Origin of the sequence: Actinomyces howellii, from assembly GCF_900637165.1 — a bacterium.
Classification (GTDB): Bacteria; Actinomycetota; Actinomycetes; order Actinomycetales; family Actinomycetaceae; genus Actinomyces; species Actinomyces howellii.
The window spans coordinates 2,933,349-2,956,160 of record NZ_LR134350.1 but is presented as its reverse complement, the minus strand read 5'-3'; the positions used below and the strand labels follow the sequence as shown (position 1 = coordinate 2,956,160).

General features: G+C 71.8%; 17 protein-coding genes, 1 tRNA gene and 1 pseudogene. 7 read left to right on the top strand and 12 right to left on the bottom strand.

Annotated elements, in window-relative coordinates:
* Positions 1 to 226: 226 nt before the first annotated feature.
* From EL245_RS12370 to EL245_RS12345, 6 genes are all read right to left on the bottom strand, one after another.
* Positions 227 to 1,138, bottom strand: a complete 912-nt coding sequence (locus EL245_RS12370) for a CE1759 family FMN reductase (protein WP_232009779.1) — start codon at positions 1,136 to 1,138, stop codon at positions 227 to 229.
* A gap of 72 nt (positions 1,139 to 1,210) precedes the next feature.
* A complete protein-coding gene (locus EL245_RS12365; RefSeq protein WP_232009778.1) occupies positions 1,211 to 2,485 on the bottom strand; it encodes a CE1758 family FMN-dependent luciferase-like monooxygenase in 1,275 nt (424 codons plus the stop codon).
* Between the two features lie 125 nt (positions 2,486 to 2,610).
* Positions 2,611 to 3,510, bottom strand: a complete 900-nt coding sequence (gene thrB / locus EL245_RS12360) for a homoserine kinase (protein ID WP_126383552.1) — start codon at positions 3,508 to 3,510, stop codon at positions 2,611 to 2,613.
* Between the two features lie 8 nt (positions 3,511 to 3,518).
* Positions 3,519 to 4,850, bottom strand: a complete 1,332-nt coding sequence (locus EL245_RS12355) for a homoserine dehydrogenase (protein WP_232009777.1) — start codon at positions 4,848 to 4,850, stop codon at positions 3,519 to 3,521.
* A 105-nt stretch (positions 4,851 to 4,955) separates the two neighbouring features.
* Entirely contained in the window at positions 4,956 to 6,845 is a 1,890-nt protein-coding gene (locus EL245_RS13920; RefSeq protein WP_126383547.1) for a tetratricopeptide repeat protein, read from the bottom strand.
* Between the two features lies 1 nt (position 6,846).
* Positions 6,847 to 8,130, bottom strand: coding sequence for a hypothetical protein (locus EL245_RS12345; protein ID WP_126383545.1), 1,284 nt, complete (start codon positions 8,128 to 8,130; stop codon positions 6,847 to 6,849).
* Positions 8,131 to 8,341: 211 nt separating this feature from the next.
* On the opposite strand from EL245_RS12345, the gene EL245_RS12340 reads away from it, so the two are divergent.
* The gene (locus EL245_RS12340; RefSeq protein WP_161512725.1) at positions 8,342 to 10,144 is read left to right on the top strand and encodes an ABC transporter ATP-binding protein; all 1,803 of its coding nucleotides are present in this window, start codon (positions 8,342 to 8,344) and stop codon (positions 10,142 to 10,144) included.
* Positions 10,141 to 11,874: an ABC transporter ATP-binding protein gene (locus EL245_RS12335; RefSeq protein WP_126383541.1), complete on the top strand. Its 1,734-nt coding sequence runs from the start codon at positions 10,141 to 10,143 to the stop codon at positions 11,872 to 11,874. The genes EL245_RS12340 and EL245_RS12335 overlap by 4 nt, the downstream gene beginning before the upstream one ends.
* A 24-nt stretch (positions 11,875 to 11,898) precedes the next feature.
* On the opposite strand, the gene EL245_RS12330 is transcribed toward EL245_RS12335, so the two are convergent.
* The 4 genes from EL245_RS12330 to EL245_RS12315 form a co-directional block, all read right to left on the bottom strand.
* Positions 11,899 to 12,183 carry a hypothetical protein gene (locus EL245_RS12330; protein ID WP_126383539.1) on the bottom strand — a complete coding sequence of 95 codons (285 nt, stop codon included), beginning with the start codon at positions 12,181 to 12,183 and terminating at the stop codon, positions 11,899 to 11,901.
* Positions 12,184 to 12,477: 294 nt separating this feature from the next.
* Positions 12,478 to 13,944 (bottom strand): diaminopimelate decarboxylase, encoded by a 1,467-nt coding sequence (gene lysA / locus EL245_RS12325; protein WP_126383537.1) that lies wholly within the window; start codon positions 13,942 to 13,944, stop codon positions 12,478 to 12,480.
* 28 nt (positions 13,945 to 13,972) lie between these two features.
* Positions 13,973 to 15,649 carry an arginine--tRNA ligase gene (gene argS, locus EL245_RS12320; RefSeq protein ID WP_126383535.1) on the bottom strand — a complete coding sequence of 559 codons (1,677 nt, stop codon included), beginning with the start codon at positions 15,647 to 15,649 and terminating at the stop codon, positions 13,973 to 13,975.
* Between the two features lie 92 nt (positions 15,650 to 15,741).
* The gene (locus EL245_RS12315) at positions 15,742 to 17,058 is read right to left on the bottom strand and encodes an MFS transporter (RefSeq protein ID WP_126383533.1); all 1,317 of its coding nucleotides are present in this window, start codon (positions 17,056 to 17,058) and stop codon (positions 15,742 to 15,744) included.
* Positions 17,059 to 17,376: 318 nt separating this feature from the next.
* Between EL245_RS12315 and EL245_RS12310 the strand changes: the two genes are divergently transcribed.
* Both EL245_RS12310 and EL245_RS12305 read left to right on the top strand, forming a co-directional pair.
* Positions 17,377 to 18,663, top strand: a complete 1,287-nt coding sequence (locus tag EL245_RS12310) for an Nramp family divalent metal transporter (RefSeq protein WP_232009960.1) — start codon at positions 17,377 to 17,379, stop codon at positions 18,661 to 18,663.
* Between the two features lie 110 nt (positions 18,664 to 18,773).
* Positions 18,774 to 18,849, top strand: a tRNA-Arg gene (locus EL245_RS12305).
* A gap of 70 nt (positions 18,850 to 18,919) precedes the next feature.
* Here the strand turns inward: EL245_RS12305 and EL245_RS14055 are convergent.
* Positions 18,920 to 19,105, bottom strand: a pseudogene (locus tag EL245_RS14055) (helix-turn-helix domain-containing protein); the annotation flags it as partial.
* A gap of 120 nt (positions 19,106 to 19,225) precedes the next feature.
* Here EL245_RS14055 and EL245_RS14050 point away from each other — a divergent pair.
* From EL245_RS14050 to EL245_RS12285, 3 genes are all read left to right on the top strand, one after another.
* Complete coding sequence (locus EL245_RS14050; protein WP_126383529.1) at positions 19,226 to 19,564, top strand: helix-turn-helix domain-containing protein; 339 nt, start codon at positions 19,226 to 19,228, stop codon at positions 19,562 to 19,564.
* 175 nt (positions 19,565 to 19,739) lie between these two features.
* On the top strand, positions 19,740 to 20,798 hold the full coding sequence (locus tag EL245_RS12290; protein ID WP_161512724.1) for a helix-turn-helix domain-containing protein: 1,059 nt from the start codon (positions 19,740 to 19,742) through the stop codon (positions 20,796 to 20,798).
* Between the two features lie 269 nt (positions 20,799 to 21,067).
* Positions 21,068 to 21,916 carry a hypothetical protein gene (locus EL245_RS12285; RefSeq protein ID WP_161512723.1) on the top strand — a complete coding sequence of 283 codons (849 nt, stop codon included), beginning with the start codon at positions 21,068 to 21,070 and terminating at the stop codon, positions 21,914 to 21,916.
* A 48-nt stretch (positions 21,917 to 21,964) separates the two neighbouring features.
* Here the strand turns inward: EL245_RS12285 and EL245_RS12280 are convergent, their stop codons facing one another.
* Positions 21,965 to 22,690, bottom strand: a complete 726-nt coding sequence (locus tag EL245_RS12280) for a hypothetical protein (RefSeq protein WP_126383522.1) — start codon at positions 22,688 to 22,690, stop codon at positions 21,965 to 21,967.
* Between the last annotated feature and the right edge of the window lie 122 nt (positions 22,691 to 22,812).

Sequence of the window (22,812 nt, the reverse complement as noted above, 5' to 3'; positions counted from 1 at the left end):
GTTGCCGGGTCGCGGGCGGGTGCGTTGATGACCGCGCGGAACGGTCCGCCGGTCACGTCCCATACCTTACCAGGACACCGCGTCATGTCCCGGTCAATCGCGGCGGAATTGCGACACACCGAGCCGGGGAGTACGCCGGGCGGGAGCCACCGGGTCCGATCCGCCAGGTGCCCGGCACCTGGCGGATCGGACCCGTGGACGACGACCTGGCTGACCGTCGCGACCCTCATCGGCGAGTCGGCAGAAGCGCCTCCATCGGCGTGAAATCACTCATCGCGTCGACAGGGGCCTGCCGCGGGAAGCGCTCGACGAGCCCTGCCAACTCCTCACCCGCGCGCTCGATCCTCTCCCCCAGGGGAGCCACTCCCTCGTCGGCAGCGCCCGAGGTCTCCCAGGAGGCACCGAAGTCCTCGCTCGCAGCGAAGACGGCCAGCGTCGTCGGGATCGCCTTGAGGTAGGCGAACAGGGGGCGCAGCGCCGACTCGGTGACGAGCGAGTGCCGGGCCGTGCCCGCCGTCGCACCCATGAGCACCGGTGCGGCACGCAGGGTTCCCTCGGGCAGGACGTCGAAGAAGCTCTTGAACAGCCCGGAGTACGAGGCCTGGAAGACCGGCGAGACCGCGATGACGGCGTCGGCCGCGGCCAGGGCGTCGATCGCCTCCTGAAGCTCGGTGCTGACCGGGCCGCCGACCGCCGCCAGGGCGATGTCGCCCGCCAGCGGCCGCAGGGCCAGGACCGTGACCGAGGCGATCCGCGATCGCGCCTCCAGGGCCCCGCGTGTCGCCTCCCCCAGGCGCTCGGCCAGCATCGCCGAGGTCGACGGCGTGCCGATCCCGGCGTGGACGGCCACGACCCTGGCGAAGCGACCCATCTGGGTGTGGTCGTAGGCGTCGGAGGACTCTCCGTACTCCCCCACGACCACCTCGGGGCCTCGCGGGCCGACGCCGGCCGGCACCCCTGAGGCGGGGGCCTCCAGGGCCTGCGCGCCTGCGAGCTGGATACCGGGCTCCAGCCCCGGCAGGGGCCCGGCGGGCGGCGGGACCGCCGGCCCCGTGGCGCTCAGGCGCACCTCCTCACCTCCTCCGCCGGTCGTGCCCCCTGCGCTTGCGCCCCTCACTGACCTGGTCGTCTGCGTCATCGCCGTGCTCCTTCCTCGCCTGCGTCCGTCTCAGTCCGTCTCAGTCCGTCTCAGTCCGTCTCGGCACCCGCGTCAGTCGGCGGTCCGCCGGCCGGTCAGCGGGTTGTAGTGCTCTGCCAGGGCGAAGGGCTCCTCGGCAGGAGGCTCGCCGCCGGTCAGGGCCGCCCGGTGCCGCGGGTGCAGCGGGGCGCCAGGGACCTCTGCGGGGCGAGAGCCCTCGAGCTCGGCACGCAGGGCCGGGACGATCTGCGTGCCGAGCACCTCGAGCTGACGCATGACCTCGGCGTGCGGCACCCCGCCCATGTCGAGCAGGAAGGCCTGGCGCTGGTAGTCACCCACCGCGTCACGGTAGGTGAGGTACTTCTCGACGATCTGCTCGGGGGTGCCCACCGCCAGCGGCGTGTGCGTCGTCATCTCCTCCAGGGAGGCTCCCTGGTAGACGTAGGAGTTGCGGAAGTAGGGCGTGTAGCGCTCGATGGCCTCCCGCTCGGTGGCGGCGGAGAAGATCTGCCCTCCCAGCCCGACGATGGCGTGGGCGGCCGGGCCGTGACCGTAGTGCTCGAAGCGCTCGCGGTACAGGTCAGTCATCCTCCGGGTGTGGTCGATGGGCCAGAAGATGTTGTTGTGGAAGAAGCCGTCGCCGTAGAAGGCGGCCTGCTCGGCGATCTGGGGGCTGCGGATCGACCCGTGCCAGACGAAGGGAGCCACGCCGTCCAGAGGGCGGGGCATCGAGGTGAAGTCGGTCAGGGGCGTGCGGAACTCCCCGCTCCAGTCGACGTTGGTCTCGGCCCACAGCCTGCGCAGCAGGTCGTAGTTCTCCACCGCGAGCTGGATGCCCTTGCGGATGTCCTTGCCGAACCAGGGGTAGACCGGACCGGTGTTGCCCCGCCCCATCATGAGGTCGACCCGTCCGTCGGCCAGGTGCTGGAGGTAGGCGTACTCCTCGGCCAGGCGCACCGGGTCGTTGGTCGTGATGAGGGTGGTGGCCGTCGACAGGAGGATGCGCTCGGTCCTCGCGGCGATCGCGGCCAGGAGCGCGACGGGGCTCGAGGGGACGAAGGGCGGGTTGTGGTGCTCTCCGGTGGCGAAGAAGTCGAGGCCGAGCTCCTCGGCGGCGACGGCCAGCTCGACGGTGTTCTTGATGCGCTCGTGCTCGCTGGGCGCCTCCCCCGTGGCCGGGTCGACGGTGACGTCCCCGACGGTGAAGATCCCGAAGTGCATGGCGTGCGGGGCGGGCCCCTCAGCCTGGGGCGGGACGCTCCCGCGGGACGCGGGGTCGGTCGGCTCGACGGCCGCCCCTGTGGTCGGCTCGGCAGCGGGGTCGATAGTGCGGTCCTGGGCGTTCATGACGTGTCCTTTCTCGGTGCTGCCACGACAGTAGGACCCCTTGCTTTAAAGTTCAACTACCTGTTGGTGAGACCCCGCTTACACCCGTCGAGTGAGGCGGGGAGTGAGGACGGGGGCCGGGCGCCTCAGACGAGCTGGGCGCCGACGGCGTCGATGCCGGGGCGCAGCACGGTCCAGCCGTGGCGCTCGAGGGTGAACCTCGTGTGCTGGGACAGGTCGGCCAGGACGAGCACCGTGGGCCCGGCCCCGGAGATGACCGCGGGGTAGCCCTGCTCGCGCAGGGAGTCCATGACCGCCATCGACGCGGGCAGGACGTCGCGGCGGTAGTGCTGGTGGAGCCGGTCCTCCGTACCCGCCATGAGCAGGTCGGGCCGGCCGGCCAGAGCGAGCATGAGCACCGCGGCGCGCGAGGTGTTGAACAGGGCGTCGGCCCTGGGCACGAGATCCGGCAGGACCTTGCGGGCCTCCTCGGTGCTCAGACGCGTCGTCTCCGGCGGGACGAGCAGGCTGACCGGCAGGGAGGCGTCCACCGGCATGGGGGCGCAGCGGGGCGTCCCCTCGGCGTCGGTCCAGGCCACGGTGGCCCCTCCGAAGACGGCCGGGGCGACGTTGTCGGGATGCCCCTCGAATCCGGTGGCCAGGGAGAAGACGAGGTCGTCGTCGAGCGCCTCGGGCTCGGAGAGCAGGCCGCGGGCCAGCATGAGGCCGGCCACGGCCGCCGAGGCCGAGGAGCCCATGCCGCCGCCGTGCGGGATGCGGTTGACGCAGCGCATCTCGAAGCCCGCCTGGGGGGCGCCGACGGCCTCGAGCCCGGCGCGCAGCGCCCGCACGACGAGGTTGGAGTCGTCGGTGGGCACGGTGCCGGCACCGACCCCCTCGACACTCACCGAGGTCGGCCCGACGACCGGGCGCACCTCGACCTCGTCGTAGTAGCGGAAGGCCATGCCGAAGGAGTCGAAGCCGGGCCCCATGTTGGCGGTCGTGGCCGGCACGCGCACGGCCGCGCGCTCGTTCGCCAGTCTCATGCGCGTCCTCACAGCCCCTCGACGCGGCGCACGGACACGACGTCGTCGACGCGCTCAAGGGCGCGCAGCCCGGCGACGGCGCCCTCGAGGTGGAAGACAGCGGCGGGGTGGGTGACGATCGTGACGATCGCGTCGTTGGCCCCGACGTAGGCGCTCTGGCGCACCGAGTCGATAGACACCCCGTTGTCGGCCACGACGCCCGCGACCGCGGCCAGGGAGCCGGGCTGGTCGTCGACGCGCAGCTGGATCTGGTAGCGGGTGACGGCCGCCTCCGGGCCGAGGACCGGCAGGTCCGCGTAGAAGGACTCCCGGGGGGCCTGGCCGCCGTCGACACGGTGGGAGGCCGCGGCCACGACGTCGGAGAGCACCGCCGAGGCGGTCGGGGCGCCGCCGGCGCCCTGGCCGTAGAACATGAGCGGCCCGGCGGCCTCGGCCTCGATGAGCACGGCGTTGAAGGCGCCGTGGACGCTGGCCAGCGGGTGCTCGACGGGCACGAGGGCGGGGTGGACGCGCACCGAGATGCCGGAGGCGTGGTCGTCCTCGCGGCGCTGGGCGATGGCCAGGAGCTTGATCTCGCAGCCCGAGGCGCGGGCCTCGCGGATGTCCTCGGCGGTGACGTCGCGGATGCCCTCGACCTGGACGTCGTCGATGCCGACACGGGTGTGGAAGGCCAGGGAGGCGAGGATGGCGGCCTTGGCCGCGGCGTCGAGGCCGTCGACGTCGGCGGTCGGGTCCGCCTCGGCGTACCCGAGCTCCTGGGCGGTGGCCAGGGCGGCCTCGAAGGACAGGCCCTTGGTGCTCATCTCGTCGAGGATGTAGTTGGTCGTGCCGTTGACGATGCCCAGGACGCTGGTCACCCTGTCCCCCGCCATCGACTCGCGCAGGGCGTAGACGACCGGGATGGCGCCGGCGACGGCCGCCTCGTAGTAGAAGTCGCTGCCGGCGGCGGCGGCCGCGGCGTAGAGCTCGGGGCCATGGGCGGCGATGAGCGCCTTGTTGCCGGTGATGACGCTGGCGCCGGCGCTCAGGGCGGCCAGGATGAGGCTGCGGGCGGGCTCGATACCGCCGATGAGCTCGATGACGAGGTCGTTGCCCGTGGCCACGGCGGTGGCGTCGTCGGTGAGCAGCTCGCGCGGGACGGCGGGGTCCCGGGGTGCGGCGAGGTCGCGCACGGCCACGCCGGTGATCTCCAGGCGGGCGCCGGAGCGGGCGGCGAAGTCGTCGGCCTGCTCGAGCAGGAGGCGGATGACCTGGGTGCCGACGGTGCCTGCTCCCAGGACGCCGACGCGCAGCGTGGGCCGGACCTGGGTGGGAGGGTCCTGGAGGGCGTGCTCAGTCACGGGTGACCACCTTGTAGGTTCGGGGCGCCGTCGGGGCGGGCGCGCAGCGAGCCCCAGCATAAGGGGCCGACGGCGTGGTGAGCGCCCCCGGCGCCGGAGGGGCGGTCAGGGGCTGTCGGCTGCGGGCAGGTCACGGCTCTCGGCGCGCAGGGCCTCGGCCCTGTCCAAGTCCCCCAAGGCCTGCGCCAGCTCGGCGAGGAGTTCGAGGATGGACCCCAGGTCGGACAGAGACTCAGGCGTCCCGAGCAGCTCCGCCAGATCCCGGTCGATCCCCAGGGCCTCGGTCAAGGCTTTCTCGGCCGCAGCCAGATCACCCCGCGCCAGGGCCAGCAGACCTACGCGGGTCAGAGCCACCGACAGGTCCCGGCGCGACTCCGGCGTCCCCAGCACCTCGACCAGCTCCCGGCGGATCCTCAGGGCCTCGGTGAAGGCCTCCTCGGCCGCAGCCAGATCGCCCCGCGCCTGAGCCACCCGACCCACATTGTTGAGGGACACCGACAGGTCCCGGCGCGACTCCGGCGTGGCGAGCACCTCGACCAGATCACGCCGGACTTCCAGCGCCTCGGTGAAGGCCTCCTCAGCCACGCCCAACTCACCCCGCAGCTGAGCCGCCCGACCCACGTAGTTGAGGGACACCGACAGGTCCCGGCGCGACTCCGGCGTCCCCAACACCTCGACCAGCTCCCGGTCGATCCCCAGCGCCTCGGTGAAGGCCTCCTCAGCCACGCCCAACTCACCCCGCGCCTCAGCCGCCCGACCCACGTAGTTGAGGGACACCGACAGGTCCCGGCGCGACTCCGGCGTCCCCAACACCTCGACCAGCTCCCGGTCGATCCCCAGCGCCTCGGTGAAGGCATCCCCGGCCGCAGCCAGATCACCCCGCGCCTCAGCCGCCCGACCCACGTAGTTGAGGGACACCGACAGATCCCGACGCGCCTCCGGCGTCCCCAACACCTCGACCAGCTCCCGGTCGATCCCCAGCGCCTCGGTGAAGGCATCCTCGGCCGCAGCCAGATCACCCCGCGCCTCAGCCACCCGACCCACGCGGTCGAGGGACACCGACAGCTCCCGGCGCGACTCCGGCGTCCCGAGCACCTCGACCCACTCACGGACGATGTCGAGCCGCGCCCCCGCAGCGTCCGCGGCCGCCTCGTATGCGCTCATCGCCATGGCGATCTCGTAGGCGGCCACGAGGACCTGGGACACTAACGAGGAAGGCAGGGACGCGGCGTCCGTCACGGCGGTGGCCAGATAGCGCTCCGCCGTGACGACGTCGTCAAGGAGGCCTCCGACCTCGGCCCGGACAAGAGCGACGAGGACCCGCGCCGCAGCGGAGTCGACGCGTCCCGCGCCGTCGAGGACCTGCCTCGCCGCACGCGGGTCGCGGCTGAGGACCGACCGGGCGTGCTCGACCCTCCGGAGCACGGCCGCCGTCTCCTCGGTGCGCATGTCGGCGGGCAGCGTGATCCGCCAGGTCGAGCGGTAGGGACCACCCCTGCGCGCCGGCGGCAGGCCCATCGGCTCCTCCGGCAGATCGGCCGGATCGGAGGGGGCGCCGTGGACGACGTGGGCGAAGGAGCGGATAGACCACAGGTCGGAGGCCTCCCGGGAGATCTCCTCCATCACGCGCGTCGGCCCGCACAGGACGAGGCACCCGGCACCTGGGCGCGCCAGGCGGATCCTCAGCTCGTTGAGGGCGTGGAGCACGGGGATCCGCGAGGTCTCCTCCCAGAGCCCGACCCACAGGACGCCGGGGACCGGCAGGTGCCGCCGCAGCCAGGCGACAAGCGTGTCGTCCTCGGGCGCGGAGGTCCACGCCTCACCTGCCCTGCGGGCCCACAGGCGGGTCCGGGACCGCAGGTCCTCGGCGTCGTCACGCGCCTCGACCGCGAGGAGCACGACCGTCCCCTCACCGCGCGTCCAGTCGAGGTGGTGGCGGAGGTCGGACCACGCCTCGTCGACTCCGCACGAGGGCGGGCTGTGACGCGCCGGCATGTCAGGCGCGCTCGGTGAGCAGCGGGTCGAGAAGCGGGCGGACCCCGAACCAGTCGACCGCACCGTTGCGGTAGCACAGGACGTTGCCGAGGCGGTGGAGTGACCATGCGTCAGCGGCACGGTCCCGGGAAGGCAGGAGCTGGTGAGTGCGGTGCACGGACTGGAGGATCTCCCACTGCTCCTGAGTGAGCCCGGCCACGAGCTGGGAACGCTCGCGCCTCTCGGCACTGTCGATCTCAGTGCGGCTGACCGGCAGTGGCCCGTCCTTGAGCAGGAGGGCGGACACGAGGCGGAAGAGATCGCGGAACAGGCCCCCGGAGTTCTTGATGACGCGCTCGACCTCGTTGCCCAGGAGCCTCTCCAGGTCGCCGCCGGGCGCACGTCGTTCCAGCACCTCGCGCAGCAGGTCGATCCCCTCGCGGCAGTCGGATCCGTCGCGCTCGCGCACCTTGACGTTGAGGACCGGCCAGATCTGGCCGTCCCAGCCAGCGGGGCGGGCGTAGACCGGCACCGTGTAGACCACGTGCATCCGAGGGAGCATGAGCTCGGAGGCGTAGACCGAGAACAACGACTCCACGGACTCGCGGACCTCGTCGAAGGTGGAGGCGCTCCCCCGATAGTGGTCGATGGAGTCGACGACGAACACCGGAGTCCGCCCCCCAGGCATCGCGTCGACCATCTCCTCGAAGAAGGCGTGCACCTCCTGCCTGAAGCGTCGGCGGTTCGACCTGAGAGCCTCCTCGACCTGAGCACGGAAGCTCTCATCGTCCTGCAACGCCACCTTGACGTTGAGCGCCACCGAACCAGCGGCAGCCCCCACCCCCAGTCCCGCCGTGACGTCGATGCGATCGAGGAACTGCTTCAGCCGCGTCCCGAGCCCGTCCTCCGGGATCTCCGCCTCCTTGCAGCTAGCGACGAATCCGGCGGCGAGCCCGACGAGGAACGCCCCCTCCTCCAGGGGCAGCTCGGTGTTGAAGTAGTCCTCGACGTCCCAGTAGACCGGGACATAGGTCTCGGGGTCGAGCTCCCGGCACAACCTGAGCAGCTCGGTGGTCTTGCCCGCACCCCGGTAGCCCGAGAGCAGCTGCACCGAGCCACCGGTCGTGAAGTCGATGGCGGTGGCGATCTCCTTGACGAGGTCAGGCCCGGCCGGCCCGTCGTCCTGGCCGTAGACCGGCACGTAGTAGCGCTCGAACTCCTCCTCGTCCGAGAGGCCCGCCGCGCCCTGGTGGACGTTGAGCGCGCGGTAGAAGGCCCGGCGGTACTCGCGGTCACTGTCTGCCATGACCACGATCATACGAGGCGGGAGACAAGCGGCCCAGGGGCCGCGGCGCTACCCGCCGGCCGGTCGCCGCACCGCACCACGGCTCCATCCCCTCCGTCCACGAGGCAGATGAACGCGATCAGAGCCCCGCACCATGACTCGAAAGTAAGGCTAGCCTTACCTATAATGCTGATGGCTTCTCCGGCGCTCCTGCGACACCGAAAGGATGAGCATGACCCCCACCCCAGGCGCTCGACCCGAGGCCGCCGCTCGCCCTGACGCCGCGGTCGAGCACGAGCAGACCCCAGCGTCCAACCGGGAGCTGGCGGTACTACTGCGCCCCGTCGCACCCTCCATCGCCCTCGCCTTCGGCTGCGGCCTCGTGGCCGCGGCCGCCGGACTCCTTCCCGCTGTCGGCGTGACCACTCTGTCCGAGCACGCCCTGGCCGGCACGCTCACCCCGGCGACGGCATGGCCCTGGCTGGCGGGGATCGCCGTCGGGCTGCTGGGCGGACACACGGCCTACATGCTCGGGACCGGCCACGCCCACCGGGTCGAGGCCTCCTTCCGCACCGACCTGCGACGTCGCGTCGCCCGCCTCATGACCCGAGTCCCCCTGGGCTGGCACACCGAGGAGTCCTCAGGCCGCGTCCGAACCGCCCTGAGCGAGGACACCGCCAAGATCCACGCCCTCATCGCCCACCTCGGATCCGACCTCGGCCTGGGCATCGGTGCACCGGTGGTCGGCCTGGCCTACCTGGCGACCCGTTCATGGGTGTTCACGCTCGTCATGCTCCTGTGGCTCCTGCTCATCGTGAGCATCAGCTCCGTCTTGGCCACGAGAACCTCCCGGGACAGCACCGCACGGTTCTTCGAGTCCGAGAAGCAGCTCGCCTCGGCCACAGTCGAGATGGTCGACGGGATCACCACGGTCAAGACCTTCGGTCTGACAGGCAGCCTGTTCCACCGCTTCTCAGGGGCGCTGGATGAGTACACGACCGCCTCCCACGAGTGGATGCGCGGCCCCGGCCGGCCCATGGCCGTGCTCACCGCCCTGCTCAGCCCGGCCGCCACCACCGTGCCCATCATCATCGCCGGCTGGGTCCTCGTGCGCCAGGAGGTCATCGCACCGGTGGACATCCTGCCCTTCCTCCTCGTGGGAGTCGGGCTGCCCAGCGGCCTCATCAACCTCTCCACTCTCGGCAACTACCTCATCCAGGCCCGGGACGCCGCCCGCTCGATCTCGGCCCTCCTGGCCGAGCCGGTGCTGGCCGAGCCCCTCCACCCAGAGCCAGTGAGGGCCGACGCAGGCGTGGGCGTCGACATCGACCACGTCTCCTTCCGGTACACAGAATCCGGTCCCCTTGTGCTCGACGACGTCGACCTGCGGCTCGAACCCGGGACGGTCACCGCCGTCGTCGGCCCCTCGGGCAGCGGGAAGACCACCCTTGTGCGTCTCGTGGCCCGCTTCTGGGACGTCACCGCAGGAGCGGTACGGGTGGGCGGCACCGACGTACGCCGGGCCTCCTCCCAGGACCTGCTGTCCCATGTCGCCGTGGTCCTCCAGGAGGGCGGCATCCTCACCGGCACGGTCAGCGAGAACATCGGCCTGGCCAAGCCCGTGGCGAGCCAGGAGCAGATCGAGGCCGCAGCACACGCCGCCCGCATCCACGACAGGATCATCAAGCTCCCCCACGGATATGACACGGTCCTGGGTACCGAGGGTGCCCACCTGTCCGGAGGTGAGCGCCAGCGCATCGCCCTGGCGCGAGCCTTCCTGGCCGACGCACCGGTCCTCCTGCTCGACGAGGCCACCGCTCACGCCGACCCGCACTCCGAGCGGGAGATCCAACAGGCCCTGGCACGCCTCGCCCAGGGACGCACCGTCCTGGTCATCGCCCACCGCCTGGCGACCGTCGTGGCAGCCGACCGCATCGTCGTGCTCGACCACGGACGTGTCGTCCAGGAGGGCACCCACGATCAGCTCCTCGCCGTCGAGGGCACGTACCGCACACTGTGGGAGGCGCAGCAGTGATCACCCGTTTCGCACACCACCTCGGCCCCGGTTCCCACCTGCGCGGGCTCGTCGCGACCCACCTCTTGGCGGGGCTCCTCCAAGGCATGGCCCTGGGCATGCTCATCCCCTTCCTGCGAGCCCTGCTGTCCGGGGAGGAACCCGTCGGGTGGCTGGTCGCCATCGGCGTGACAGCCGGACTGTCAGCCCTGATCGGCGCGCTGGCCACCGTACGCGGCTACGAGATCGCCTCCTACGACGTGTGCGGACGCCTCATCCGCATGGTCGGGGACAAGGTGCAGCACCTGCCCCTGGGCTGGTTCGACGCCTCCTCGGTGGGCAGGGTCACGACCGCCACCTCGACAGACGTGCACGTGCTGTCCCACCTCCCCTCCATGGTGCTGCCGCAGATCGCCTCAACGACCGGCGCGGCAACAGGTGTCGCCGTCATGGCGCTGGCGCACGAGCCGATCATGGGCGTGGCCATGGTCATCACCGTGCCACTGTGCGCCTGGTGCCTGCGCTGGCTGCGCCGTTGCGTCGTCCAGGAGTTCGAGGCCCACGAGGCGGCTCAGGCCCGCCTGTCCTCCCGGATGCTGGAGTTCGCACGCCTGCAGGCGGTGCTGCGCTCGACCGGGTCCTGCCGGGACGGTTGGGAGCCGCTGGAGACCGAGCTCGACGAGGAGCACCGAGCCTCGGCCCGGGCCATGACCGCCAAGGGACCGGCCACCACCGTCTTTCACCTCAGTGTGGAGGCCGCAATGATTGTGGCGGTCGGTGCCGGGCTGTCCCAGCTGCTCGGGGGGCACCTGGACGCCGCGGCCTTTGCGGCGCTGGCGCTCATGGCCGTGCGCTTCGCCGAGCCGGTGGGCATGTTGGCGATGTACGTCGACCCGCTGCACGAGGCAGACGTCGCGCTGTCCTCGATCGGCGAGATCCTCGACGCCCCGATACTGCCCGAGCCGGAGGAGGACGCCGGCGCGCCCACGGCGCCCTACGACGTCGTCCTGAACCAGGTCTCCTTCGGCTACTCCCCAGGCGCCCCCGTGCTGCGCGACGTCAGCCTGCGCCTTCCGGCTGGCTCGGTGACGGCTCTCGTCGGCCCCTCGGGATCGGGCAAGTCGACTCTGCTGCGCCTCGTGGCGCGGTTCTGGGACGTCGACGCCGGTGAGGTGAGCCTTGGCGGGGTCGACGTACGCCGGATACCCACCGCCGAGCTCATGGACGCGGTGTCCATCGTCTTCCAGGACGTCTACCTCTTCGACACGACGATCGAGGAGAACGTGCGCATCGGCCGCCCCGGGGCCACGGACGAGGAGGTGCGCGTGGCGGCACGCCGTGCAGGTCTTGAGGAGGTCGTCGATCGCCTTCCCGCAGGTTGGGACACGCGTGTCGGGGAGGCCGGCGGGGCACTGTCGGGTGGCGAGCGTCAGCGGGTGGCGCTGGCCCGAGCCTTCCTCAAGGACGCCCCGATACTCCTGCTCGACGAGGTAACCAGCGCCTTGGACGGCGCCAACGAGGCCGCCGTGACCCGGGCGATGGAGGAGCTGAGCAGGGGACGAACGGTCCTCGTCATCGCCCACAGGCTCACGACCATCCGCGGGGCGGACCGCATCGTCGTGCTCACCGACGGCCGGGTCGAGGCTGTGGGCTCCCACGAGGAGCTGTACGCCACCGCGGGCACCTACCGTCGGTTCTGGGAGGACCAGACAGCGGTGGACCGGTGGAGGTTGGTCCGTGCCGGACGCTGAGGCGCAGGGACTCAGCGCAGGGACTCAGTGACGGCGTATGCCTGATCCGTCCTGTCCGTCCCGGGGCCGGCTGCGGTGGACCAGGCGGGCCACCAGGAGGCCCCAGCCGGTCAACGCGATGACGACAACCGCCGTCGCCGGGGACTGCCCGAGCCCGGGGCCCGCTGCGACGGCGAGGACGAGGGCCATGAGCGCTCCGGTCGCCAGCACCCAGGCCGCGCCCTCGCGGCGGGCGCCGTGGCGCCGCGCTGCTGCGGCCGGGCTCCAGGCAGGGGGCGGGACCTCAAGAGATGAGCACATCGCGTCCATACCGTGACTGTAGGAAGCGGGCAGCCGCATGAGCAGGGCCCAGAGGTCGATTCGAGAACCGCCCCCCCTCCTCCTCAAGGAGTAACGGGCGTCACCCTCTGGGCAGGAGCGGCGGCGGCCGGCTGGAACCGGCCGCCGCTGCGCTGTGCCAGATGTCCCGATCTCGAGGTGTCACTTCTCCCGATCTCGGGGTGTCACTTCCCCCGATCTCGAGGTGTCACTTCCCCCGATCTCGAGGTGTCACTTCTCCCGATCTCGGGGTGTCATTTGTCCCGATCTCGGGGACGGGGAGGGTCAGTCGCCCTCGAGACGCAGGAGGTCCTCGATCGTCTCGGGCCGCAGGACCCAGCCCTGCTCGCCGTCGGCCACCCAGGCCACGCCCGGGCGGGTGAACAGGTTGTAGTTGTTGGCCATCGAGCGTCCGTAGGCCCCTGTGGCGGGCACAGCCAGGACGTCGCCCACGGCCAGGTCGCCCGGCAGGTCGACGTCGCGCACGACGACGTCGCCCGACTCGCAGTGCTTGCCCACGACCCGGGCCCGCACGAGCCCGGCGGCGGGGTCTGGACGGCGGTTGGCCAGGAGCGCGGTGTAGGCCGACCCGTAGAGGGCGGGACGCAGGTTGTCGCTCATGCCGCCGTCGACGCTCACGTACAGCCTGCTCGCCCCCGGCCCGAGCTCGACGGTCTTGAGACCGGTGACCGTGTACAGCGTCACGGTCGTCGGGCCGACGACGGAGCGGCCGGGCTCGACCGACACCCGGGGGACGCCGTCCCCGAGCTCCTGGCAGCCCGTGCGCACCGCCTGGGCCAGGGCGCGGGCGAGGTCGGCGGGGCTGGGAGGCACGGGGTCGAGGCCGGTGTAGGCGATCCCCAGCCCACCGCCGAGGTCGATCTCCTCGCACAGGACCCCGGTGGACTCGGCGATGTCGTGGCGCAGCCGCAGGACGATGCCGACGGCCTCGACGAACCCCTCGTGGCCCAGGATCTGGGAGCCGATGTGCGAGTGGAGCCCGTGGAGGGTCAGCTCGGGGGCTGCCACGACGGCCCGGCAGGCCTCGAGGGCGGCGCCGGTGGCCACGGAGATGCCGAACTTCTGGTCCTCGTGACCGGTCGAGATGTGCTCGTGCCCGCCGGCGTGGACGCCGGTGGTCAGCCGGACCATGACGGACCCGGTCTCATCGGGGGCGTAGACGCCCGCGGCCCGCAGGTCGCGCACGGCCTGGGCGGCCAGCCCCACCTCCTCGAGCGAGTCGAGCACGAGGTGCCCCACGCGGTGGTGGAGGGCGACGGAGATCTCCGCGAGGGTCTTGCCGTTGCCGTGCAGCCCGAGCCGGGTGGCTCGCGAGGTAGCCCCCTGGCCGTCGACCGCCTGGAGCGCGGCCAGGCCGACGGCGAGCTCGACACGGCTGGCGGTGTCGATGCCCATCCCCTCGGTCAGGACGGTGCGGGCCACCCGGGTGGTCAGGAAGGCCTTGCCGGCGTAGTAGGCCTCGCCTCCGTTCATGCCGTACCGGGGCCAGAACTCCTCGGCCATGACGGCCGACCACGTGGCGGCCCGAGCCCGCAGGTCGGCCTCGTCCAGGACGAAGACCGGCGTGGGGGCCTGGGCGAGGATCTCCTCCAGGCCTCGCCCGCCGATCTCGAGGGCGCCGTCGGCACCCCGGCGGGCGGTGGAGGGCCACAGGTCCGGGCGCTCGTCAGGCTCGGGGGCGCCGAGGTCGCCCAGGGGCGCCTCGTCGGTCGGGGCGGTCGTGTCGCTCATCGTGCTCCTGCGGGACGTGGTGGGAGGGTCACATGCGGTCCGGGGCGTCGACACCCAGCAGGCCCAGGCCGTTGGCGATGACCTGTCCGACCGCGTCGTTGAGCCACAGGCGGGCGACGTGGCCGGGGGTGACCGGGTCCTGCCCGCGGGGGGTGACGCGGGTCGCCCCGTACCAGGTGTGGTAGGCGGCTGCGAGCTGCTCAAGGTAGCGGGCCACCCGGTGCTGCTCGCGCAGCTGGGCCGCCTGCGCCACGACGGCCGGGAACTGGGCGAGCACGCCGAGCAGGGCGGCGTCAGCCGGGTCGTCCAGGGCGGCCGGGTCGAAGCCGGCCTCCCGGCTCACCCCGTGCTCGGCGGCGTTGCGCGCCACGTTGCGGGTCCGGGCGTGGGCGTACTGGACGTAGTAGACGGGGTTGTCGTTGGAGCTCGAGGCCAGCAGGTCGAGGTCGATGTCGATCATCGAGTCCATCGAGGAGCGGGCCAGGGCGTAGCGGGCGGCGTCGACGCCGACGGCCTCGACGAGGTCCTCGAGGGTGACGATCGTGCCGGCCCGCTTGGACATCCGCACGGGGGCGCCGTTCTTGACGAGGTTGACCATCTGGCCGATGAGGATCTGCATGTTGACCCCCGGGGTGTCGCCGTAGGCGGCGCACATGGCCATCATGCGGCCCACGTAGCCGTGGTGGTCGGCACCGAGCAGGTAGATCGAGCACGTCGCCCCACGCGAGCGCTTGTCGAGGTAGTAGGCGGTGTCGGCGGCGAAGTAGGCGGGGTTGCCGTCGGACTTGATGAGGACGCGGTCCTTGTCGTCGCCGAAGTCGGTCGTGCGCAGCCACGTGGCGCCGTCGCGCTCCTCGATGACGCCGCGCTCGCGCAGCTCGCCGATGGAGCGGGTCACCGCCCCTGAGGTGTGCAGGGAGTCCTCGTGGAAGAAGACGTCGAAGTCGGAGCGGAAGGCGTGGAGCTCTGCCTTGATGGCGTCGAACATGAGCTCGACACCGCGGGAGCGGAAGACCTCGAGGGCCGCCTCGTCCTCGAGACCGGCGGGCTCGGGACGGCCGGCGGCGGTCTCGTCGGCCGTCACGCGCGAGGCGATCTCAGAGATGTAGGCCCCTCCGTAGCCGTCCTCGGGGGGCTCCTGGCCGCGGGCGGAGGCCAGGAGCGAGGCGGCGAAGCGGTCGATCTGGGTGCCGTGGTCGTTGAAGTAGTACTCGCGGGTCACCGTGGCGCCGCAGGCAGCCAGGATGCGGGCCAGGGAGTCGCCGACGGCCGCCCAGCGCGCACCACCGAGGTGGACCGGCCCGGTCGGGTTGGCGGAGACGTACTCGAGGTTGACGTGCTCACCGGCGAGGGTCTCGTTGCGCCCGTAGGACTCGCCGGCCTCGACCACTGAGCGGGCGAGCTCACCGGCGGCCCCGGCGTCCAGACGGATGTTGAGGAAGCCGGGGCCCGCCACCTCGACCTCGGCGACGCCGTCGATGCCCCCCAGGCGGTCGGCGAGGAGCTCGGCGAGCGCACGGGGGGTCGTGCCCGCCTTCTTGGCCAGCTGCATGGCCACGTTGGTCGACCAGTCGCCGTGGTCGCGGTGACGGGGACGCTCGACGCGGGGCAGCGGCACCTCCTCGACGGGCAGGTCGAGGGAGCCGTCGTCGACGGCGGAGGTCAGGACAGTGCGGATCGCTTGAGCGAGCTCTTCTGGGGTCACGGGGCTCAGGGTAGCCGAGCGCCCAGAGGCGTGCGGCCCCGGTCCGACGCACCCGGCCCCGGTCCGACGCGCTCAGCCCCGGTCCGACGCGCTCAGCCCCGGTCCGACGAGGCGCCCTCCGCCGTCCTCACGGCGCTGTGCCGCACCGGCGGATGCGGGGACCCGGCGACGGACAAGGTCGCGCCGCGCCGGTGCGTGACAGCGGCGACGCCCAGGACGAGAGCCCCCAGGACCGAGACCAGCAGCGCGCTGCCACGACCGGGACCCGTGCCCGTGACGAGGCCGACGGATCCTGCCAGGGCACCGCCGTCGGCCATGAGGGGCTCGGTGAGGTGGTCGGCCACGGGCCCCACGACGGCGAAGGCGAGCAGGTACCCGGACTGGCTGAGCACCGACACCAGACCCCACGCCCGGGCCTGGACGCCGTCGGGGATCCGCGAGCGCACGAGGGCGTCCGCACCGGCGTTGCAGGCGGGCAGCGCCGTGAACAGCAGGGCCCCGGTGACGGCGAACCACAAGAGTCCCGGTCGTAGGCACACGGCCGTCATCGCGGCCCCGGCCCCCACCAAGCCCGCGACGAGCAGGCGGACGGGGTCGGCGGACGGGCGGGCCGCGACGAGCGCGGACCCGGCAAGGAGCCCGACGGCGGCGACCGTCTCGGCCAGGCCGACCGCGCCGGCCGAGCCCACAGGCAGCAGGATCGGCTTGACGAGGCTCTGGACCGCCCCCATGGCGAAGGTGACGACCGCCATGAGCAGGACCAGGGTGCGCACCGCCTCGCGACCGACCACCTCCCTCCAGCCCTCGGAGAGCCGGGCGCGCAGGCCCGCCTCCGCCTCCCGCGGGGCGACCGCGCCCACCGCTCGGCGGACCGCGAGCGAGCACCCGACCGTCACGAGGCACGTGGCGGCGTCGACCACGACGATGCCCCGCGCCCCGACGAGCCCGTAGAGCGCGCCGGCGGCGATTGGAGCCACAAGGAACTTGGCGGCCGAGGCCATCTGGAGCATGCCCGAGGCGCGAAGGTATCCCGACCGGGGGACGAGCTCGGTGACGGTGGCGCGCAGGGCGGGCTCGGTCAGGGCGGACAGGCACGACGAGACCAGCGCCCCGACGCAGATGACCCCCAGCCCCCCTGAGCCGCCAAGGCCGACCAAGACGATGAGCAGGCCCCCGATGGAGCCGCCGTCGCCGACGACCATGACGAGGCGCCGGTCGTGACGGTCGGCCAGGACGCCGGCGGCAGGCGCCAGGACGACGAGCGGCGCCAGGGCGCACAGCTGGACGAGGCAGACGGCGGTGGCCGAGCCGGTCGCCGAGTGGACGTGGACGCCCAGGGCGAAGGCGGTCATGCCCGCGCCCAGGGAGTTGACGAAGGAGCCCGCGACGAGCAGGTACAGGGCCCTCACGACGCCGCTCCCCCGCGCGCCCGCGGCGCCGCCGTGCGCCTGATCGACCGGCAGGACCGAGGTTCACCCTCCGCAGGAGCGCAGCCGTGTCGTCGTCTCACCATCGTCCCTCCTGATGTCCTGCGCGTCACGGGTCGTCAGCATGTCGCCCCGGGAGCCGGCCCACCTCAACTAGACCGACGGTCGGTCTAGTTGAGGTGATCCTGACACGTCCTCACCATCAGGTCAAAGAGCCTCCGGTGCGGGTACTAATATTTCGGGTACACGAAACATTCGGACCGGGGAGAGGACCCACCTGTGAGCGACGCCGTCCAGGCCATCGTCGAGCGCCACACTCCTCACCGCGCGCCCTCCCCTGCCCGCCACCGCCTCCTGGCTCTGCTCGGGCCGGCCTTCGTCGCCGCGGTCGCCTACGTCGACCCGGGCAACGTCGCGGCCAACATCACCGCCGGAGCACGCTACGGCTACATGCTCGTGTGGGTGCTCGTGGCCTCCAACGCCATGGCGGTCATCATCCAGTACCAGTCGGCCAAGCTGGGCATCGTCACGGGACGCTCCCTCCCCCAGCTCCTCGGTGCGCGCGTCGGTCGACCCGCCCGCCTCGCCTACTGGGCCCAGGCCGAGCTCGTCGCCGCCGCGACCGACCTGGCCGAGATCATCGGCGGGGCGATCGCCCTCCACCTGCTCGTCGGTCTGCCCCTGCCCGTGGGCGGAGCCGTCATCGGCCTGGTCTCGATGCTCCTGCTCGCCCTGCAGGGACGACGCTCCCAGCGGCCCTTCGAGGCCGTGGTCGTGGCGCTGCTCGTCGTCGTGACGGTCGGCTTCGTCGGCGGGCTGGTCGTCGCTCCCCCCGACTGGGGGGCAGCCGCGGCAGGCATCGTTCCGAGGCTGCGTGACACCGGCTCGCTGCTCGTGGCGGCCTCGATGCTCGGGGCCACCGTCATGCCCCACGCGATCTACCTGCACTCCTCCCTCGTGCGCGACCACCACTACGCCTCCGGCGAGCACGAGACCCCGGCGCGGTCGCGCGCCCAGGAGACCGACAGCCCCACGGCCCGCCTCATCCGGGCCACCCGGGTCGACGTCGTGTGGGCGCTGGCGGTGGCGGGCGCGGTCAACATCGCGCTGCTGCTCCTGGCCGCCTCGGCGCTGACCGGGGAGACGGGCACCGACACGATCGAGGGCGCCCACGCGGCGATCACCGCCAACCTGGGGCCCGTGGTCGGGGTCATCTTCGCCGTCGGCCTGCTCGCCTCGGGACTCGCCTCGACCTCGGTCGGGGCGTACGCGGGCTCGGAGATCATGGCGGGGCTGCTGCACGTGCGCGTCCCGCTGCTCGTGCGCCGGGCGGTCACGCTCGTACCGGCCCTGGTCATCCTCACCTCAGGGGCCGAGCCGACCTGGGCGCTCGTGCTCAGCCAGGTCGTGCTCTCCTTCGGGATCCCCTTGGCCGTCATCCCCCTGGCAGCGCTGACCGGTTCCGGGCAGGTCATGGGTCCCTGGCGGGACGGGGCGCTCCTGCGCTGGACCACCCGGGCGGTGGCCGGGCTCATCGTCACCCTCAACCTGGCGCTGGTCGTCCTGACCCTGACCGGAACGGGCTGACAGGTCGTCGGGCGCCGCGCCCGTTCCTGGCCGCAGAGACCGGACGCACACCCCCGGAGCCCTTCTCGGTTTCTCCGGACGGGACATCCGCTGGTAGAGTCGCGCCCCGGGCCCCGGTAGCTCAGTGGATAGAGCGTCTGCCTCCGGAGCAGAAGGTCGCAGGTTCGAATCCTGTCCGGGGCACCACCCGGCCCCCGTCCGCGCCCGCGACGGGGGCCTCGTCGTCGACGACTACCCTACGCGGAAGCAGGTCGTCAACCCGCACGCCGAACGCCTCCGCCACGATCGCGAGGTCCTGGGCCGACCAGCCGACGTGACCGTAAACCTTCCTGCCCGCGACCGTACGGCTGACGCCGAGCATCGCACCGAGCTGCTCGCGAGTCATGCGACGGGCGAACAGGTACTGGTTCACCGTGAAGCCCAAGGCCTCGTCAAAAGTCATCCCCGGCTCGACACTGACGTCAGCTGCTTCCACTGCCATGCGACGAGACTAGCACAAGCGGCCAAAACATGCACGCACGAACACTTGACGACCCATGTGTGTAGTGCGAAAGTTGCACATATGAGCGACCAAAACATGCACGGTCGGGCGAGTAGTAGCGCAGACGACCTCCTCACGACCGCGGCCGCAGCGAAGCGTCTCCGCTGCACCACCACGACCGTGCGACGTTGGGCTCGAGCAGGACGAGTGCCCGCTGTGGTGCTGCCGTCTGGTCGCATGCTTTTCCGGCCGGCGGACATCGACAGGCTGCTCGAGCCGAGAGTGTTGTCAACGGCGGCCTCATCGTCAGCCGATAAGTCGGCCGACGATGAGGAGGCGCGGGGGCAGGCGATGTTGTCGTGGCCTGGTACCCCTCAGCCGTCGCCGGCGTCTCCTGCTGCGGCTGAGGGTGCGTCGTGACTGGGGCAGGGCCGGCGGTGTGGCTGCTGGGCGGATGCGAGGGCTCTCCGAGCGAGGTCGGCGGACGGTTGAGGGAGGCGGGCCGAGTACCTGCATCCAGGACGTCGCGCGGGGGTGAGGGGCGATGAGTGTCGTGGCGTCGGCGTGGGCCTGGTCGGTTCGTGGTGCGGGTCCGATGCCGAAGCTCGTGCTGGCGGCTCTGGCGGATCAGGCCGATGACGACGGCTGGTGCTGGCCGTCGCAGGCGACGGTCGCTGAGCGTTGTGAGATGGGCGAGCGGACGGTGCGTCGGCACATCGCCACGCTGCGGGACCTGGGACTGTTGACCCCGGTGGCGCGTTCATCGACGTGGGGGCGGCGATCGAACGGGTATCAGCTACACATCGGGGCGCAGGTCGACGAATCGTTGGAATCTCGGCAACCGGCCAAGTTGGCCGGTTGCGGTGAGCCTGTAGATAACTCTCCTGTGGATAACCTGCCTGAGGAGGAGGTTTTCGTTGAGAATCCGGCAACCGGCCAATCTGGCCTCTTGCGCAACCGGCCAGATTGGCCGGTTGCGCAACCGGCCAACGGTGGCCGCCCGCAAGAGGCCAACGGTGGCCGCCCGCAAGAGGCCAACGGTGGCCGGTTGCACTCTATACAGAACCATCAATTGAACCATCAGACCAGACCTGACCAGGAGGTGACCTCACCAGCGTGGCTGGAGACGGAGACGGATTCGGTCGGGTCGGGTCCGGGAGGTGTGGGACCTTCGTCCGGTGAGCCGGCCGCGGCTGCGCCCTCGGCCTCGACTGAGACCAGGCGGTTGATCGCGACCTGTTTGCCGGAGCACCTGCGGGCCCTCGATGCCGCTGGTGCCCGGACGGTGGCTGGCATGCTCGGGCAGCGGCTGGCGGCGGGCTGGCGGCCGGCGGATATCCGGTCGGTGATGGACCAGCCGCTGCCGGATCGGGTGGGGCGTCTGTCGTCACTGGTGGCTCATCGGCTGCGGGCCAATGTTGATCCTGCGCTGGCACCGAGGCCACAGTCGGTGGACCAGGACGCGGCTCACGAGGAGCGGGCTCGTCGCTCGGAGGAGCTGGCGGGCACGTCCAGACGCGGTGAGGGTACGGATGACCGGTGGGCCTGGGCGCAGGTCCGGGGGGAGATGCCGGGGGCGTCCCGGTTGGAGCAGGCGATGGCTGTGATTGAGCTGGTCGGGCAGCGGGAAGCGCGTGAGGGGGTGGCGTCGTGACTGGGGTCGGGCCGCGGGTGTCGTGGGTGATGTGGTCGCGGGGCCTGGAGGGGCTGACGGCGACGCAGTGCCTGGTGGTGGGTGAGCTGGCCAGGCTCGCGGACTGGCGTGGGGAGACGGTGTGTCCGGTGTCGCATCTGGTGGAGGTGACTCACCGGACGCGGAGATCGGTCCACAACGCTCTGCGGGGCCTGGAGCGCAGGGGTCTGGTGGACTGTCGTGCCAGGTGGAGGGCTGACGGGAGCCAGGCGTCCTCGTCGCGTCGTCTGGTGGCTTTGGCGGCGGTGGCTGATTTCGAGGCGGTCAAGGCGGTTGACGAGGCGTCGCGCGACGGTGCCGGGGAGGTCGAGGCCGACGACCTGGTTGAGCCGGACGGTCCGGTGATCGCCCGGGGTGATGACCAGGGCCTGCGTGAGGCGATCGTCCGTGCCGTGGAGGAGGCGTGGGTTGGGCCGGCTGCTCGGCTGGTGGCTCGCTCCATGCTGGTGGTGGTCGGCCAGCAGTTCAGGGCTGCGGTGCAGCGGGGGGTGGATTTCGCGTTCATGGAGGTTGATGAGTCCCGGTGGGACACGGCGTCGTGGGCGTGGGAGACGCTGCGGGTCGGGGCGGACGTGATCGCAAGGGCCCGCTCGCCGTGGGCGATGTGGGCGAACAACACGCTACGGGCTACCTCGTCTCGGAACTGGCCGGTGCCTGAGGGTGTGGTGGTCGAGGAGCTGGACGCCGCGGGGCCGGCTGCGTCCTCGATGGTGTGGGGGCCGGGTGACGCGGCCGGGATGGAGGCTGCGGCTCTTGATGACTTCGGCAGCGTGCTGGAGGGCATGGTCGAGGCTCTGGTGGCTGCGGGGATGGGTGAGGCGGTGGCCTGGGCTGGGACGCTGCGGGTGGTCGAGCTGTCGATGCGGGGGGCCTCCCGGCGTCACCAGCTGGCGGCGGAGGACGTGCGTCTGGCGGACCTGGGGGTCTCTCCCCGGTGCGCCAGGGCGTGGATGACGCTGCTGGTCGGCTCGCGGCGGGGCGCCAGCCCGTCGGTCCTTGGCCTGTCGGAGCAGGATCTGGCCGAGCGTGCGAGCCAGGTCGCGGCCGCTTACGCGGAGGATCTGGCTGCTACGTGGTGAGGGGGTGCAGTGACTGCACCCCCTCGACCGCGGTCGGTGTGTTTTATCTCACTGTCGGGTGTGGGGGGTGGGGTGCAGTGACTGCACCCCCTGTCTGGTCAGGTGGTCGGTGATGGCGCGAGCGATCTGCTGGGGGTCGGTGTCGTTGTCGGCGCTGGTCCAGCCGGTGGTGGCGGTCAGGCGCAGGCTGTGCCAGATGGTGAGGGGCTCGTTGGGGGCAGGGAGGTTGGGGGTGTGGTCGAGCTCGGCGATGATGGCGCGGCAGGCGTCTTGGGCTGCGGTCTCGGTGGTGCGGTCGGCTCGTGGGATGATCAGGCTCCACATGTCCTCGTCGGTGTTGGGGTCCTGGCTGGCGCGGGTGGCGATCCACTGCTCGGTGGCGGTGACCTGAATGGGAGCCGGCTGGTAGGACTGGGCGGTCCCGGGGTGATCGCCGTGGACGGTGGTGGGGTGGGCGGCGGCTGCGACGGCTTCGGCGCGGGCGGCGGCGGCCAGCGCGGTGACTGGGGTGCTGGCGGTTACTGGTGTCCAGGTGGTCTCGATGATGGTGGTCAGCTGGTACCAGAAGGCGGCGGACTCGCTGGGGATGACCACGGCCATGTCGGCCATGGTGGTCCAGAAGCTGTTGGCGTCGTCGGGCACGGGCTCGAGGAGGCGGGCGTACTCGGCGCGAGCAGCGGCGTAGCGGGGCTGGGTCAGAGGCGCGTAGTACGGGGGGTCGTCGGGGTGGTTGCCCCGGGTGACTGCCCATGAGTGGTTGGTCTCGGCCCTCATCGCCTGGTTCCCTCTCGTCGGTGTGGTTGACGCCACCGTACCGGAGGGTGGTGCGGTGGCCCTTGCTGTCGGCGGGCGTGGTGCGCGCACGATCCACGGAGCGAGGGACGGAAGGGAGGCGT

What these genes read in the sequence shown, in the direction of transcription:
- EL245_RS12370 (WP_232009779.1), bottom strand. Translation starts at nt 1,138, where the DNA reads ATGACGCAGACGACCAGGTCAGTGAGGGGCGCAAGCGCAGGGGGCACG.
- EL245_RS12365 (WP_232009778.1), bottom strand. Translation starts at nt 2,485, where the DNA reads ATGAACGCCCAGGACCGCACTATCGACCCCGCTGCCGAGCCGACCACA.
- thrB (WP_126383552.1), bottom strand. Translation starts at nt 3,510, where the DNA reads ATGAGACTGGCGAACGAGCGCGCGGCCGTGCGCGTGCCGGCCACGACC.
- EL245_RS13920 (WP_126383547.1), bottom strand. Translation starts at nt 6,845, where the DNA reads ATGCCGGCGCGTCACAGCCCGCCCTCGTGCGGAGTCGACGAGGCGTGG.
- EL245_RS12345 (WP_126383545.1), bottom strand. Translation starts at nt 8,130, where the DNA reads ATGGCAGACAGTGACCGCGAGTACCGCCGGGCCTTCTACCGCGCGCTC.
- EL245_RS12340 (WP_161512725.1), top strand. Translation starts at nt 8,342, where the DNA reads ATGACCCCCACCCCAGGCGCTCGACCCGAGGCCGCCGCTCGCCCTGAC.
- EL245_RS12330 (WP_126383539.1), bottom strand. Translation starts at nt 12,183, where the DNA reads ATGGACGCGATGTGCTCATCTCTTGAGGTCCCGCCCCCTGCCTGGAGC.
- lysA (WP_126383537.1), bottom strand. Translation starts at nt 13,944, where the DNA reads ATGAGCGACACGACCGCCCCGACCGACGAGGCGCCCCTGGGCGACCTC.
- EL245_RS14050 (WP_126383529.1), top strand. Translation starts at nt 19,226, where the DNA reads ATGAGCGACCAAAACATGCACGGTCGGGCGAGTAGTAGCGCAGACGAC.
- EL245_RS12290 (WP_161512724.1), top strand. Translation starts at nt 19,740, where the DNA reads ATGCCGAAGCTCGTGCTGGCGGCTCTGGCGGATCAGGCCGATGACGAC.
- EL245_RS12280 (WP_126383522.1), bottom strand. Translation starts at nt 22,690, where the DNA reads ATGAGGGCCGAGACCAACCACTCATGGGCAGTCACCCGGGGCAACCAC.